Genomic DNA, 14,121 nt, shown 5'->3' with positions numbered 1-14,121 from the left:
AAGTTTTCGTCACTGGCTTAGACCTTTGGCCCCCGAAAGGCTGTTTCAGGACTCGGGGGTACGCTTTCCCGGGGTCCTTACGGACGCGGGAGGGGTCCTCAACCGCGATTTCGCGCCAGAAACCGCCCGGTGGGTACGGTTCACAGCACGGCGGCGGCGATGACGAGGCCGAACGCGACGACGATCAGGGCCGTACGCACCCGGTGGAATCCGTTCCACCGCTTCTCGAAGGCGGCCCGTACCGCCGCCGGGTCCTCGCCGGCCGCTCCTCCCGGGCGCTCCGAGGAGGCGAGGGCCACGTTCAGCGGGACGTTCCCGGCGACCGTGACCAGGTGGTTGAGGGCCGCGCACACGAGCCCCGCCAGGAGCAGCCACTTCTGGGTGTCCGTACGCCCGTCGACCGGGACGAGGAACGCGGCGGCGGGGAACGCGACGACCCCGAGGAAGACCAGCAGGAACACGGCCCTCGGGACGCATTCGTTGATCCGGCGCATCGCCGTGACGAACTCCGCGTCCGTCAGACGGGCGAGGGCGGGCATGATCCCGGTCTGGAAGATGAGCAGGAAACCGGCGTAGAGACCGGTGAATCCGACGGCGAGAGCGAGCAGCAGGGTGGCCATGCGGCCATTCTGGCCCGCCACCCGCCCCGCGCGTCGACAGTACGGGTCACACGACAACAACTGTACGGGTCAACCGACTTCGGCCGTACGGGTCGCCCGGGCCGCCCTGACCCAGCCGTACGGGCCGCCCCGGCTCGGCTGTACGGGTCGCCCGGCTCGGCTGTACGGGCCGCCCCGACTCAGCGGTACGGGCACCCGACCTCAGCTGTACGGGTCGCCCGACCTCAGCTCGCCCTCCCGGGAGGCGCCGTCGCCCGGCTCCGCGGCCGGCCCGCGCAGCCGCTCGGCCTGCCGGACCGCCTCGGCGAGCTCCCGGACCACCGCAGACCCCGACCGTCCCGCGATCGCCTCCGCCCGCTCCGCGAGCGCGCCGAGCCCGGGGTCGCCCGGCAGGCCGCCGCCGCGCAGCGCGTCCGCGAAGTAGGCGGTGATCGCGGTCAGCTGGAGGCTCTCGTGGCCGCCGTCCCACAGCCCCGCGGCGAGCGCCTCGACGGCGACCGTGCCGGACCGCTCGTGCGGCGCCCGGGTCGCCGGGTCGAGCCAGCGGACCGTGGCGGTGGCGACGCGGCCCGTCGCCCCGGGCCGGGTCTTCACCACGTACAGCGCGGTGACGGTGTGCCCGGCGCCGACCTCGCCGCCGTCCACCCGGTCGTTCCGGAAGTCCTCGTCGGCGACCTCCCGGTTCTCGTACCCGATCAGCCGGAAGCTCTCGACGGTCCGCCGGTCGAAGGCGACCTGCGCCTTGGCGTCGCGGGCGCGCAGCTCGACATGGGCGGGCAGCTGGTCGACGAAGACCCTCCGGGCCTGCTCGGGGGTGGAGACGTACGTCGTGTGGCCGTCGCCCTTGTCGGCGAGGCGCTCCATGAAGTCGTCGCCGTACTCACTGCCGACGCCGACGCCGAAGAGCGTGATCCCGTGGGCCCTGCGCTCCTCGTCGATGCGGGCGAGGATCCCGTCCGCGTCGGTCTCGCCGGTGTTGGCGAGGGCGTCGGAGAGCAGCACGACCCGGTTGGTGGCGCCCTCGCGGCGGCCCTCGACGGCGACGTCGTAGCCGGTGCGGACACCGGCCTCGACGTTGGTGGACGAGGTCGTCGCCAGGGACTCCACGACCTGGCGGATCCGGGCGCGGGACTCTCCGACGCGGGTCATGGGCAGCCGGGTCTCGGCCTCGTCGCTGAAGGTGACGAGGGCCATCGAGTCGTCGTCGCGGAGCTCGCCGGCGAGGAGCCCGAGGGACTCCTTGACGAGGTCGAGGCGGCCGGGCTCGGCCATCGAGCCGGAGATGTCGACGACGAAGGTCAGGGCGGCGGGCGGGCGTTCGCCGCTCCGGTCCGCGCCGCGGGTGGCGAGCCCCACCCGGACCAGGGACCAGCCGTCCCGGCCGGTGCGGGCGCCGTCGAGGCTCACGCCGAAGCCGTTGTCCGCCGGGCGCGGGTAGTCGGGGCGGAAGCTGTTGACGAACTCCTCGGGGCGCACGGTCGACGGGTCGGGCAGCCGGCCCTCGGCGAGGGTGCGGCGGGCGTAGCCGTACGAGGCGGTGTCCACGTCGAGGGCGAAGGTGGAGAGGTAGTCGGGGGCGGGGGGCCTGATGCGCTGCTCGCCCTCCCCGGGCGCGGCCGCGTCGGCCCCGGGGGTCGCCGTCCCGGGTGCGACGTACCCCGGTTGCGCGGCCCCGCCGCCGGAGGCGCCCGGTGCGGTGCGGCCGCCCTCGGCGCGTGACGCCTTGTCGGCCGTCACGCCAGACGCGCCGCAGCCGCCGACGGTCAGTCCGGCGACGAGCAGCCCCGCGATCGTGGCGCCGAACCGGGCCCTGCGGCGCCCGTTCGCCGCCGCGTTCTGTCGACTCATGCGATCTCCCCCTCTTCGTACGGCACTTGTGAATGTGACGAACGAAGCGGCCGGGCGGAGCAGTCGAAGGAGTTGCGGATGGATCTCGATGTGGCAACGGCGACAGGGGCGGACGAGGGTGGCATGGATTCGCCATCCTTCTCAACAGGGGTTGTCACCGTGTGCAGTCACATGCGTACATGGAGTGGACATCGATCGGGCGGGGGTGGTCAGCGGTGGCAGAGAGCGCGGGCTCCGTGATGCTCGCCCGTTCGGCGATGAACCGGGCCGCGACCGAGGGACAGCGGCCCGCGGGGCGCCCGGTCCGGGGCGCGCGGCGCATCAGTGCCGCGCTCGCCGGGCTGGCCGCTTCCACCCGGCACGAGCTGCTGACCTTCGACGATCCCGTCGCCTCCGCGGGCTGCGCGATCCCCGGGCCGTTCCTGGAGCTGGCGGGAGCGTGCATGCGGGCCGCGGCGGAGCGGGCCGAGGAGGTCCGGCGGATCGTGCCGCGGCACGCCCTGCCCCGGCTGGAGGACGGGCTCCGGATCCCCGGCCGGGCCCGGCTCGCGGACGCGATCCCGTTCAAGCTGATCGTCGTGGACCGGACGGTGGCGGCGATCCCGCTCGATCTGGAACTGCTCTACAACGGGCTGCTGCTGATCCGCGACCCGGTGGTGGTACAGGCCCTGGTCCGGACGCACCACGCCTGCTGGGCGGCGGCCGAGGAGCTGACGTACGTACCGCCGCCCGCTCCCCCGCCGCGGGATCTCGCGCCGCAGCTGCGGCCGGTCCTTGACGCGCTCCTGTCGGGGCTCACGGACGAGACGGCGGCGGCCCGGCTCGGCATGTCGGCGCGGACGTACAGCCGCCGGGTCGGCGAGCTGATGGCGGCCCTCGGCACGACGAGCCGCTTCCGCGCGGGTGCGGAAGCGGCTCGGAGGGGGTGGGTGTAGCCGCGGCTACGACACGATGTCCTTGCGGGCGAAGCCGCGGAAGGCCAGGGCGAAGAGGACCACGGCGTACGTCACCGAGATCGCCGCTCCCTTGATCATGCCGCCCCACTCCAGCTGCGGCTGGAGCGCGTCGATCCAGGCGAACTGCCAGTGCGCGGGCAGGAAGTCGCGCCAGTCGCCGAGTGCCGTGACGGCGTCCAGGACGTTGCCGACGATGGTCAGGCCGACGGCGCCGCCCACCGCGCCGAGCGGCGCGTCGGTGCGGGTGGAGAGCCAGAAGGCGAGCCCGGCGGTGACCAGTTGGGAGACGAAGACGAACGCGACGGCGACACCGATCCGGAGCACCGCGTCCATGGCGGGCACGGAGCCGCCGGTGGGCAGCTGGAGCGGCCCCCAGCCGTAGGCGACGGTGCCCGCGACCAGGGCCACGAGCGGCAGCAGGACCATCGCGGCCGCGCTGTAGCCGAGGGCCACCGCCAGCTTCGAGGCGAGGAGCCGGGAGCGGGGCACGGGCGCGGCCAGGAGGTAGCGCAGCGAGGACCAGCTCGCCTCGGAGGCGACGGTGTCGCCGCAGAACAGCGCGACGGGCACGACGAGGAGGAAGCCGGCCGAGACGAAGAGACAGGTCGCCGCGAAGTTGGCGCCGGAGGCCGTCGCCGTGTCCATGAGGGTGATGCGGCCGTTGCGGTCGCCGTCCCCGGCGCCGCCGATCGCGAAGGCGGCGATCAGCACGAAGGGCAGGGCGACGAGGATCCCGCCCATGATCAGGGTGCGGCGCCGCTTCCACTGGCGCAGGGCTTCCACGCGCAGCGGCAGGGTGCGTCCGGCCCGGTAGCCGGGGGCGGGGACGTCCGCCGGGGTCGCGGTGGCCGTGGTGGTGGTCGGCGCGCTCATGCGGATCCTCCTCCGATCAGGGTCAGGAACGCGTCTTCCAGGCGCCGGTGCGGTCCGACCCCGGTCAGCGGTACGTCGAGGCGGACGAGGTCGCCGATGAGGGTGGTCGTGTCGGTGCCGTCGAGGACGACGAGGAGCCCGCCGTCGGCGCGGGCGGCGGAGCCGACGCCCGGGAGTGCGCCGATCTTCTCGACGAGCGGGTCGTCGACGTCACCGGCCAGCGTCACGAGCAGGGTGTCGCCGGAGCCGGTGATCTCGGCGACCGGTCCGGCCTGGACGAGCCGGCCCCGGTCCATGACGACGAGATGGGTGCAGGACTGCTCGACCTCCGCGAGGAGGTGGCTGGAGACGATGACGGTCCGGCCCTCGGCCGCGTACCGGATCATCACCTCGCGCATCTCGCGGATCTGCGGCGGGTCGAGGCCGTTCGTCGGCTCGTCGAGGATGAGCAGGTCCGGCAGGCCGAGCATGGCCTGGGCGATGGCGAGGCGCTGCCGCATGCCCTGCGAGTAGGTGCGTACGGCGCGTTCGAGGGCGCTGCCCAGGTTCGCGATCCGCAGGGCGTCGTCCACATGGGCGTCCTCGGCGGGACGGCCGGTGGCCTTCCAGTACAGATCCAGGTTCTCCCGGCCGGAGAGGTGCGGCAGGAAGCCGGCGCCCTCGACGAAGGAGCCGACCCGGGAGAGGACCGGGGCGCCGGGGCGGATGGCCTGGCCGAAGACCCGGATCTCGCCCTCGTCGGGCCGGATGAGGCCCATCAGCATGCGCAGGGTGGTGGTCTTTCCGGCGCCGTTCGGGCCGAGGAGGCCGAGGACCTGGCCCTGTTCGACGCGGAAGGAGAGGTCCTTGACGCTGTACCGGTCGCCGCCCGCGTACTTCTTGGAGAGACCGGTGATCTGGAGGGGTACGGAGGTGAGTTCCGGGTCCGGCGCGGGGGCGGTGGTGCGGCGGCGGGCGGTCAGGAGGAGGGCCGCGGCGGCGGCGAGGCCGAGGAGCGGCAGGCCCCAGACCCACCAGGGCAGGGCGGCGGCCTGGGCGTCGAGGCCGGGCGCGGTCGGGACGGTCAGCGGGCCCTCGACGGCGACGGTGTAGCCGGCGGGGACGGTCGGGGAGGCGTAGCCGAGGTCGGTGGCGGCGAGGACGAGCCGCAGCCGGTGCCCGGCCTCCACCTCGTGGTCGATCGCGGGCAGGGTCAGGGCGACGCCGCGGCCGGCCTTGGCGTCCTCGACGCGGACGGGGGTGACGAGCTGGGAGGGCAGCACCTGCTGCCGGCCGTCGGGCCCGACGTCGTACACCTTGGCGAAGAGGACGGCGGAGCCGTCGGCCGCGGTGGAGGTGACCTTGACGCGGACGGTCGGGGTGCCGGTGATCCGGACGGCCTCGGCCTGCGGCTTCGCGTCGAAGCGGGCGTACTGGCCGGGGAAGTCGAGGGAGAGGCCGACGCCGAGGGAGGAGAGGCCGGAGAGGCCGCCGCCGAGGCCGGGGACGGCGGAGATGGCGGGCGGTGCGGCGCCGGCCGGGTTGGCGAAGGTCTGCGGGGGCCCGGCGAGGGCGATGCTCTCGGTGGCCCCGGTGGCGGCGGTGAGGCCCGGGTAGCGGTCGGCCGTCGCGGCGCGCAGGGTGGCCTGTCCGTCGGTGGAGTCGACGCCGCCGGTGCGGCTGACCCGGAAGGCGGGGCCGGTGTCGGCGGAGGTGTCGCGCTTCAGCCAGCGGTCGAACCACGTGCTGATCCGCTGCTCGACGCGCTCGGTCTCGCGGTCGCCGCCGTCGTGGCCGCCGGCGATCCAGTCGACGGCGACGGGGGCGCCGTTGGCGCCGATCGTGCGGGCCATGGCGTCGGACTGGGCGAGGGTGAAGAGGGAGTCGGACTGGCCCTGGACGATGAGCGCGGGCACCGTGATGCGGTCGCCGACGGCGGAGGGGCTGCGGGCTTCGAGGAGGGCGCGGGCGGCGGCGTCGGGCTTTCCGCTGACGGCGACGCGCTGGTAGAGGGAGCAGAGCTCGGGGGTGAAGCGGCCACAGGCGGTCGCGGCGGGGGCGGTCGCGCCGGGGCGGCCCGGGCCGGACTGGTCTCCCGCCGAGAAGAAGATCCCGGCCCAGAGCTTCTTGAAGACGCCGTTCGGGAAGAGGGCGTCGGCGAGGTTCCAGTAGGTGATCTGGGGGGCGACGGCGTCGACGCGCGGGTCGTGTCCGGCGGCGAGCAGGGAGATCGCGCCGCCGTAGGAGGCGCCGGTGACGCCGACGCGCGGGTCGCCGGCCTTGTCGAGGAGGACCTCGGGGCGGGCCGCGAGCCAGTCGATCAGCTTCCGGACGTCCGCGACCTCGTGGTCGGGGTCGTTGAGGCCGATCTCCCCGGTGGAGTCGCCGAAGCCGCGGGCGGACCAGGTGAGGACAGCATAGCCGTCGCGGGCGAGCTGCTCGGCCTGGGCGCGGACGTCGTTCTTGGAGCCGCCGAAGCCGTGGCCGAGGAGGACGGCGGGGCGCCGTTCCCCTCCGCCGCTCGTGAAGTACGAGGTGTCGAGCCGTACGCCGTCGATGTCGAGCGCCTTGTCCGCGCGGTGCACGGGCGGCGGTTCGTCCGAGGCGACGGCGGTCCAGGTGCCGGCACCCGCGAGGACGGCGAGGACGGCGGTGACCGCGGCCCACCGGGGAAGTCGGAGTCGCATGGGTCGAGCCTATGCGGGCCGACTCGTGCGGCACTGCGGTCCGGAGGGGGAGGCGCCCGACCTCCTCGGGTCGTACGGAGGGGCACCCCGTACACCGGACGCAGTACGCGCCCGGGGCGCGAACGGCCGAACGGCCCCCGGTGTGCGGCGGTACGCACACCGGGGGCCGTTCGTCAGGAGCCGCTCGTCACGGCCACGACCGGCAGGTCAGTGGTTGCGGGGGAAGCCCAGGTCCACGCCGGACGGGGCGTCGGACGGGTCCGGCCAGCGGGTGGTGACGACCTTGCCGCGCGTGTAGAAGTGCACGCCGTCGTTGCCGTAGATGTGGTGGTCGCCGAAGAGCGAGTCCTTCCAGCCACCGAAGGAGTGGTAGCCCACCGGCACCGGGATCGGCACGTTGACGCCGACCATGCCGGCCTCGACCTCCATCTGGAAGCGGCGGGCCGCGCCGCCGTCACGGGTGAAGATCGCGGTGCCGTTGCCGAAGCGCGAGCCGTTGATGAGGGCGAGGCCCTCCTCGTACGTGTCGGCGCGCAGCACGCAGAGCACCGGGCCGAAGATCTCGTCCTGGTAGGCGGCGGCCGTCGTCGGCACGTGGTCCAGGAGGGACAGGCCGATCCAGTGGCCGTCCTCGTGGCCCTCGACCGTGTAGCCGGTGCCGTCGAGGACGACCTCGCAGCCCTCGGCAGCCGCGCCGGTGACGTACGAGGCGACCTTGTCGCGGTGGACGGCCGTGATGAGCGGGCCCATCTCGGAGGTCGGGTCGTTGCCGGGGCCGATCTTGATCTTCTCGGCGCGCTCGCGGATCTTGTCGACGAGCTGGTCGCCGATGGAGCCGACGGCCACGACCGCGGAGATCGCCATGCAGCGCTCGCCGGCGGAGCCGTACGCCGCCGAGACGGCCGCGTCGGCCGCCGCGTCGAGGTCGGCGTCCGGGAGGACCAGCATGTGGTTCTTCGCGCCGCCGAGCGCCTGGACGCGCTTGCCGTTGGCGGAGGCGGTGGTGTGGATGTGGCGGGCGATCGGGGTCGAGCCCACGAAGGAGATCGCGGAGACGTCCGGGTGCTCCAGGAGGCGGTCGACGGAGACCTTGTCGCCGTTCAGGACGTTGAAGACACCGTCCGGGAGGCCCGCCTCGGCGAGCAGCTCGGCGATCTTCAGGGCCGGCGACGGGTCCTTCTCGCTCGGCTTGAGGATGAAGGTGTTGCCGGTCGCGATGGCGATCGGGAACATCCACATCGGCACCATGGCCGGGAAGTTGAAGGGCGTGATGCCCGCGACGACGCCCACCGGCTGGCGGATCGAGGCCACGTCCACGCGGTTCGACACCTGGGTGGAGAGCTCGCCCTTGAGCTGGACGGTGATGCCGCAGGCCAGGTCGACGATCTCCAGGCCGCGGGCGACCTCGCCGAGCGCGTCGGAGTGGACCTTGCCGTGCTCGGCGACGATCAGCTCGGCGATCGCGTCGCGGTTGGCGTCGAGCAGCGCGCGGAACTTGAAGAGGATCGTGGTGCGCTGCGCGAGGGACGAGGTGCCCCAGGTCGCGAAGGCGTCCTTGGCGGCGGCGACGGCGGCGTCCACCTCCTCGACGGAGGCGAGCGCGACACGGGTGGTCACGGCGCCGGTGGCCGGGTCGGTGACCGGGCCCCAGTTGCCCGACGTGCCCTCGACGGCCTTGCCACCGATCCAGTGGTTGACAGTCTTGACGGTGTTCGTCATGACGAAATGCTCCTTCAGAGATGGCGGCGTCGGGCGGTGACGTGCCGGTCGTACTCCTCGCGGGCCTTGACCGCCGACGGGCGGGTCGACGTCTCGGCCACGGGCACATCCCACCACGCCTGGGCCGGGGGCGGGCCCGACACTGTGTCTGCCGTTTCGGTCTCGACGTAGACACATGTGGGAACCGTCGCCTTCCGCGCGTCCGCGAGGGCTTCTCGCAGGTCACGCACGGTGCGGGGGCGCAGCACGCGCATGCCGAGGGAGGCGGCGTTGGCCCCGAGGTCGACGGGGAGCGGCGCTCCGGTGAAACCGCCCTCCGCGTCCCGGTGGCGGTAGTCGGTGCCGTACCGCTCGCCGCCGACCGCCTCCGAGAGGCCGCCGATGGAGGCGTATCCGTGGTTCTGCAGGATGACAAGACGCAGGGGCAGTCGTTCCTGCACGGCGGTGACGATTTCGGTGGGATTCATGAGATAGGTACCGTCGCCGACGAGCGCCCAGACGGGCCGGCCGGGCGCGGCGAGCAGGACGCCGAGGGCCGCGGGGATCTCGTAGCCCATGCAGGAGTAGCCGTATTCGACGTGGTACTGGTCCGTGGAGCGGGGCCGCCAGAGCTTGTGGAGGTCGCCGGGGAGCGAGCCTGCGGCGTTGATCAGGATGTCGCTGCCGTCGACCAGAGTGTCGAGTACGCCGAGGATCTGGGCCTGGGTGGGCCGGGCGTCCTCGTCGGGGACGGCGTAGGCGGCGTCGACGCGGTTCTGCCAGCGGAGTCGCTCCTCGGCGTACTCGTGCGCGTAGTGCGCGGCGACGTGGTGCGGCTCCAGGAGCGTGTGGAGCTGTTCCAGGCCCTCGCGGGCGTCCGCCACGAGCGGCAGGGCGGCCATCTTGTGGGAGTCGAAGGCGGCGACGTTGAGGTTGACGAACCGTACGGAGGGGTGGCCGAAGAGCGTTCCCGAGGCGGTGGTGAAGTCGGTCCAGCGGGTGCCGACGCCGATGACCACATCGGCGGTACGGGCCAGGTGGTCGGCGACGGCGGTGCCGGTGTGGCCGACGCCGCCGACGTCCTGGGGGTGGCCGTGCGGCAGCGACCCCTTGCCGGCCTGGGTGGAGGCGACCGGGATGCCGGTCAGCGCGGCGAAGTCGTGGAGCGCCTCCTCGGCCCCGCTGTACCGGACGCCGCCGCCGGCGACGATCAGCGGACGGGTGGCCGCGCCGATCGCCGCGACCGCCGCGTCCAGTTCGTCCTCGTCCGGGGAGGGGCGGCGCACCCGCCAGACCCGCTCGGCGAAGAACTCCGCCGGCCAGTCGTACGCCTCCGCCTGGACGTCCTGGGGCAGCGCGAGGGTGACGGCGCCGGTCTCGGCGGGGTCGGCGAGGGTCCGCATGGCGGCGAGCGCGGCCGGGATCAGCGCCTCGGGGCGGCCGATCCGGTCGAAGTACCGCGAGACGGGGCGCAGGCAGTCGTTGACCGAGACGTCACCGGCGTAGGGGAGTTGGAGCTGCTGGAGGACGGGGTCGGCGGGGCGGGTGGCGAAGGTGTCGCCGGGGAGGAGCAGGACCGGCAGGTGGTTGATCGTGGCGAGGGCGGCGCCGGTGACGAGGTTGGTGGCGCCGGGGCCGATGGAGGTGGTGACGGCGTGCGCGGAGAGCCGGTTCGACTGGCGGGCGTAGCCGACGGCGGCATGGACCATGGCCTGCTCGTTGCGGCCCTGGTGGAAGGGCATCGACTCCTCTTCGACCAGCGCCTGGCCGATCCCGGCGACGTTCCCGTGGCCGAAGATGCCCCAGGTGGCGGCGATCAGCCGCTGCCGGGCCCCGTCGCGCTCCGTGTACTGGGCGGCGAGGAAGCGGACGAGCGCCTGGGCGACGGTCAGCCGGATGCTCATGCGTATCCCTCCGTGTGGTCCGGATGGAAGGAGATCTTCCACTCCCGTTCGGCTCCGGGGCCCGCCATGACGTTGAGGTAGTAGAGGTCGTGACCCGGCTGGGCGATCGACGGCCCGTGCCAGCCGTCCGGTACGAGCACGGCGTCGCCGTCCCCGACCTCGGCGAGGAGCTCGGCGCCGCCGGGCCGGGAGGGCGAGATCCGCTGGTAGGCGAGGCCGTGCGGGCCGACGATCTCGTAGTAGTAGATCTCTTCGAGGAGGGACTCGGCGCCCGGGCGGTGCTCGTCGTGCTTGTGCGGCGGGTAGGACGACCAGTTGCCGCCGGGGGTGACGACCTCGACGGCGATCAGCCGGTCGCAGTCGAAGGCGCCGGCGGCGGCGAAGTTCCGCACCTGGCGGGTGCGGTTGCCGCTGCCGCGCGTCTCGACGGGAACCTCCGGCGCGGAGCCGTAGCGGGCGGGGAGTCGTCGCTCGCACTTCGCTCCTGCCAAAGCGAAGCGGCCTCCCGCGCCGGAGGCGATCTGGGCGTGGGCTCCGCGCGGTACGTAGGCGAAGTCGGTCACTCCCGCGAACACGTCGTCGCGGCCCCGGAGTTCGAGCACGTCGCCGTCGACGCGCACGCTACAGGCACCGGAGAGGGGAAGCACGATCCATTCGGAATCCCCGCTCTCGAAGGAGTGGTTCTCCCCCGGCCCGAGGGTGAGGATCCGGAGGGCGGAGTGCTCCCAGCCGGCCCGTTCGGGGTCGATGCGGAGCGCGTACGGCCCGTGGGCGGCGGACCCGGCGGGCAGGTGGAGGCGCTCGGGGCGCGAGGGACCGGTGGGGTAAGCGGAACCGGAGGGGTGAGAAGGGCCGGAGGGGCCGGAGGGGTGAGAAGGGCCGGAGTTCATGGCGGGATCCCTACCCCTTCTCCGGGATCGTTCCCGTGCCCGCCGCGAGCGCCTGGGCGATCTCCTCCGCGTACGGCATGGCGGAGGAGCAGGCGAGGCGGCCAGCGACGATCGCGCCGGCGGCGTTGGCGTGGCGCAGGGTCCGTTCGAGGCCCCAGCCGGCGAGGAGGCCGTGGACGAGCGCCCCGCCGAACGCGTCGCCCGCGCCGAGCCCGTTGACGACGTCCACCGGCAGCGGCGGCACCTCGGCGGACGTGCCGTCGGCGGCGAGCGCGAGGACGCCCCGGGGGCCCTGCTTGACGACGGCGAGCCGGACCGCGCCGGTGGCGAGCAGGGCGCGGGCGGCGGCGTGCGGTTCGCGCTCGCCGGTCGCGACCTCGCACTCGTCGAGGTTGCCGACGGCGACGCTCGCGTGGCGCAGGGCCTCGGCGTAGTACGGGCGGGCCTCGGCCGGGTCCGACCAGAAGACGGGCCGCCAGTCCAGGTCGAGGACCGTCACCTCGCGGCCGGCCCGGGCGCGCAGCGCCTCCAGGGTCGCGGCGCGGCTCGGTTCGGCGCACAGGCCGGTGCCGGTCGCCCAGAAGACCCGGGCGGCGCGGATCGCGTCGAGGTCGAGCTCGTGCGGGTGGATCTCCAGGTCGGGGGCCTTGGGGTGGCGGTAGAAGTGGAGCGGGAAGTCGTCGGGCGGGAAGAGTTCGCAGAAGGTGACGGGGGTGGGGTAGGCCGCGACCTCGGTCACCCAGCGGTCGTCCACGCCGAAGCGCTTGAGGTCGTGGTGGAGCGCGGTGCCGAAGGGGTCGGCGCCGGTGCGGGAGACGAGCGCGGTACGGCGGCCGAGCCGGGCGGCGGCGACGGCGACGTTGGCCGGGGAGCCGCCGAGGAACCTGCGATACGTCTCGACGCGGTCGAGCCCGACGCCGCTCTGGAGCGGGTACAGGTCCACGCCGAGGCGCCCCATGGTGATCAGGTCGTACGGCTCCGTCTCCACGCGCCCCTCTTTCGCCTGCGGCCCCGCCCTCAGGTCTAGTCGGCCGCCCGGAGGCGTGTCAACGACATGTCCGGACATTCGGACGCCCTGTCCGCGTGTCCGCCTGCCCGCTTGACGCTCCTCTCGGGCCCCGGCCAAGGTGGCAGACATGACGAAGCCGTCGAAGCCGTCGTTGCCCCCGTCCCCGTCACCGTCCCCGGCGCAGTCGCCGTCACAGTCGCAGTCGCAGTCGCAGTCCCGTATCCGCGTCGGATCCGCCCCGGACTCCTGGGGGGTGTGGTTCCCCGACGATCCGCGGCAGGTGCCCTGGCAGCGCTTCCTCGACGAGGTGTCCGGCGCGGGATACGGATGGATCGAGCTCGGGCCGTACGGCTATCTGCCCACCGATCCCGCCGTCCTCATCGAGGAGACCGCGCGGCGCGGGCTGCGGGTCTCGGCGGGGACGGTCTTCACCGGGCTGCACCACGGGCCGGCCGTCTGGGACCGCACCTGGGCGCACGTCGCCGAGAACGCCGCGCTCGCCCAGGCCGTGGGCGCCGGCCATCTCGTCGTCATCCCGTCGTTCTGGCGGGACGACCGGACGGGCGAGGTCCTGGAGGAGCACACGCTCACGGCGGAGCAGTGGCGGGATCTGACCCGGCTGACGGAACGTCTGGGACGGGAGGTGCGGGAGAGGTACGGGCTGCGGCTCGTCGTCCATCCGCACGCCGACACCCATCTCGACGGCGAGGAGAGCGTGACGCGCTTCCTCGACGCCACCGATCCGGAGGCCGTCGCGCTCTGCCTGGACACCGGGCACTACGCGTACGCGGGCGGGGACAGCGTCAAGCTGATCGAGAGTTACGGGGAACGGATCGGCTACCTCCACCTCAAGCAGGTCGATCCGGAGGTCCTGGCGCGGGTGGTGGCCGAGGAGGTGCCGTTCGGCCCGGCGGTGGCGCGGGGCGTGATGTGCGAACCGCCGTCCGGAGTGCCCGCCCTGGAGCCGGTGCTCGCCGCCGCGCAGGCCCTGGACGTGGACCTCTTCGCGATCGTCGAGCAGGACATGTACCCGTGCGAGCCGGACACTCCGTACCCGATCGCGCTGCGCACCCGGCGCTTCCTGCGCTCCTGCGGCGTGTGACCGGCGCATACCCGTGTGACCAGGGGTGACGCACGCAGACACACCGTCGTCCGCATGCATCACTTCCGTCACACAGGTCCTCGCTCCGTCACGCGTGTCTCCGTTACGCGGGTCTTCCGTCACAGGCGCTCGACAGCCGCTCTCCTCCTGTCGGCAGGGGTCGTTCAACGGGCACAGGCTCAGTGATCACCAACGCCCGCCCGCAGCGCCCCCGAACGGCACCCCCTGCCGCCGCTGCGCGGTGCGCAGGGAGGTACCAGGCATGACGGACAAGAGGCTCTGGTCGTACAAGGACATCGCCGCGCACATCCGCGTCCAGCCGGACACCGTGCGCTCGTACCGGAAGCACGGTCTCCTGCCGGCCCCCGACCAGGTCGAGTCGGGCAAGCCCTACTGGTACGCGGACACGATCCGCGCCTGGGTCGCCAGCCGTCCCGGCAACCGGGCCCGCCGCGACTGAGGCCTGTCGTCCGCACCTGACGGGCGAGGACGCCGGGTCCCGGAGTGTTCCGGGGCCCGGCGTCCTGCTGTCCGGCCGGCCGTCCTGCCGTCAGG

The 14,121-nt window shown here is 73.5% G+C and carries 11 protein-coding genes; 3 read left to right on the top strand and 8 right to left on the bottom strand.

What is annotated here, in order from left to right; all coding sequences use genetic code 11:
• Positions 1-140: 140 nt before the first annotated feature.
• Together ACFC0G_RS21970 and ACFC0G_RS21965 are read right to left on the bottom strand one after the other, a co-directional pair.
• Entirely contained in the window at positions 141-620 is a 480-nt protein-coding gene (locus ACFC0G_RS21970) for a DUF1772 domain-containing protein (protein ID WP_376405698.1), read from the bottom strand.
• 201 nt (positions 621-821) lie between these two features.
• The gene (locus tag ACFC0G_RS21965; protein ID WP_376405696.1) at positions 822-2,468 is read right to left on the bottom strand and encodes a VWA domain-containing protein; all 1,647 of its coding nucleotides are present in this window, start codon (positions 2,466-2,468) and stop codon (positions 822-824) included.
• Positions 2,469-2,683: 215 nt separating this feature from the next.
• On the opposite strand from ACFC0G_RS21965, the gene ACFC0G_RS21960 reads away from it, so the two are divergent.
• Complete coding sequence (locus tag ACFC0G_RS21960) at positions 2,684-3,403, top strand: DNA-binding response regulator (RefSeq protein WP_376405694.1); 720 nt, start codon at positions 2,684-2,686, stop codon at positions 3,401-3,403.
• Positions 3,404-3,409: 6 nt separating this feature from the next.
• Here ACFC0G_RS21960 and ACFC0G_RS21955 read toward each other — a convergent pair whose 3' ends face one another.
• The 6 genes from ACFC0G_RS21955 to iolC form a co-directional block, all read right to left on the bottom strand.
• Entirely contained in the window at positions 3,410-4,297 is an 888-nt protein-coding gene (locus ACFC0G_RS21955) for an ABC transporter permease (RefSeq protein ID WP_376405692.1), read from the bottom strand.
• Positions 4,294-6,963: a CocE/NonD family hydrolase gene (locus ACFC0G_RS21950; protein WP_376405690.1), complete on the bottom strand. Its 2,670-nt coding sequence runs from the start codon at positions 6,961-6,963 to the stop codon at positions 4,294-4,296. Before ACFC0G_RS21950 ends, ACFC0G_RS21955 begins: the two co-directional genes overlap by 4 nt.
• A 207-nt stretch (positions 6,964-7,170) precedes the next feature.
• A complete protein-coding gene (gene mmsA / locus ACFC0G_RS21945; RefSeq protein ID WP_376405688.1) occupies positions 7,171-8,682 on the bottom strand; it encodes a CoA-acylating methylmalonate-semialdehyde dehydrogenase in 1,512 nt (503 codons plus the stop codon).
• A gap of 14 nt (positions 8,683-8,696) precedes the next feature.
• Positions 8,697-10,565: a 3D-(3,5/4)-trihydroxycyclohexane-1,2-dione acylhydrolase (decyclizing) gene (iolD, locus tag ACFC0G_RS21940; protein ID WP_376405686.1), complete on the bottom strand. Its 1,869-nt coding sequence runs from the start codon at positions 10,563-10,565 to the stop codon at positions 8,697-8,699.
• Positions 10,562-11,455: a 5-deoxy-glucuronate isomerase gene (iolB, locus tag ACFC0G_RS21935; protein ID WP_376405684.1), complete on the bottom strand. Its 894-nt coding sequence runs from the start codon at positions 11,453-11,455 to the stop codon at positions 10,562-10,564. Before iolB ends, iolD begins: the two co-directional genes overlap by 4 nt.
• Positions 11,456-11,465: 10 nt before the next feature.
• The gene (iolC, locus tag ACFC0G_RS21930) at positions 11,466-12,413 is read right to left on the bottom strand and encodes a 5-dehydro-2-deoxygluconokinase (RefSeq protein ID WP_376405776.1); all 948 of its coding nucleotides are present in this window, start codon (positions 12,411-12,413) and stop codon (positions 11,466-11,468) included.
• 178 nt (positions 12,414-12,591) lie between these two features.
• Between iolC and ACFC0G_RS21925 the strand changes: the two genes are divergently transcribed.
• Together ACFC0G_RS21925 and ACFC0G_RS21920 are read left to right on the top strand one after the other, a co-directional pair.
• The gene (locus ACFC0G_RS21925; protein ID WP_376405682.1) at positions 12,592-13,566 is read left to right on the top strand and encodes a sugar phosphate isomerase/epimerase family protein; all 975 of its coding nucleotides are present in this window, start codon (positions 12,592-12,594) and stop codon (positions 13,564-13,566) included.
• 262 nt (positions 13,567-13,828) lie between these two features.
• Positions 13,829-14,026: a helix-turn-helix transcriptional regulator gene (locus ACFC0G_RS21920; protein ID WP_376405680.1), complete on the top strand. Its 198-nt coding sequence runs from the start codon at positions 13,829-13,831 to the stop codon at positions 14,024-14,026.
• The last annotated feature ends 95 nt before the right edge of the window (positions 14,027-14,121 follow it).

Source organism: Streptomyces sp. NPDC056169 (assembly GCF_042268445.1).
In the GTDB taxonomy this organism is placed as follows: Bacteria; Actinomycetota; Actinomycetes; order Streptomycetales; family Streptomycetaceae; genus Streptomyces.
This window is presented reverse-complemented; position numbering and strand designations above follow the sequence as displayed.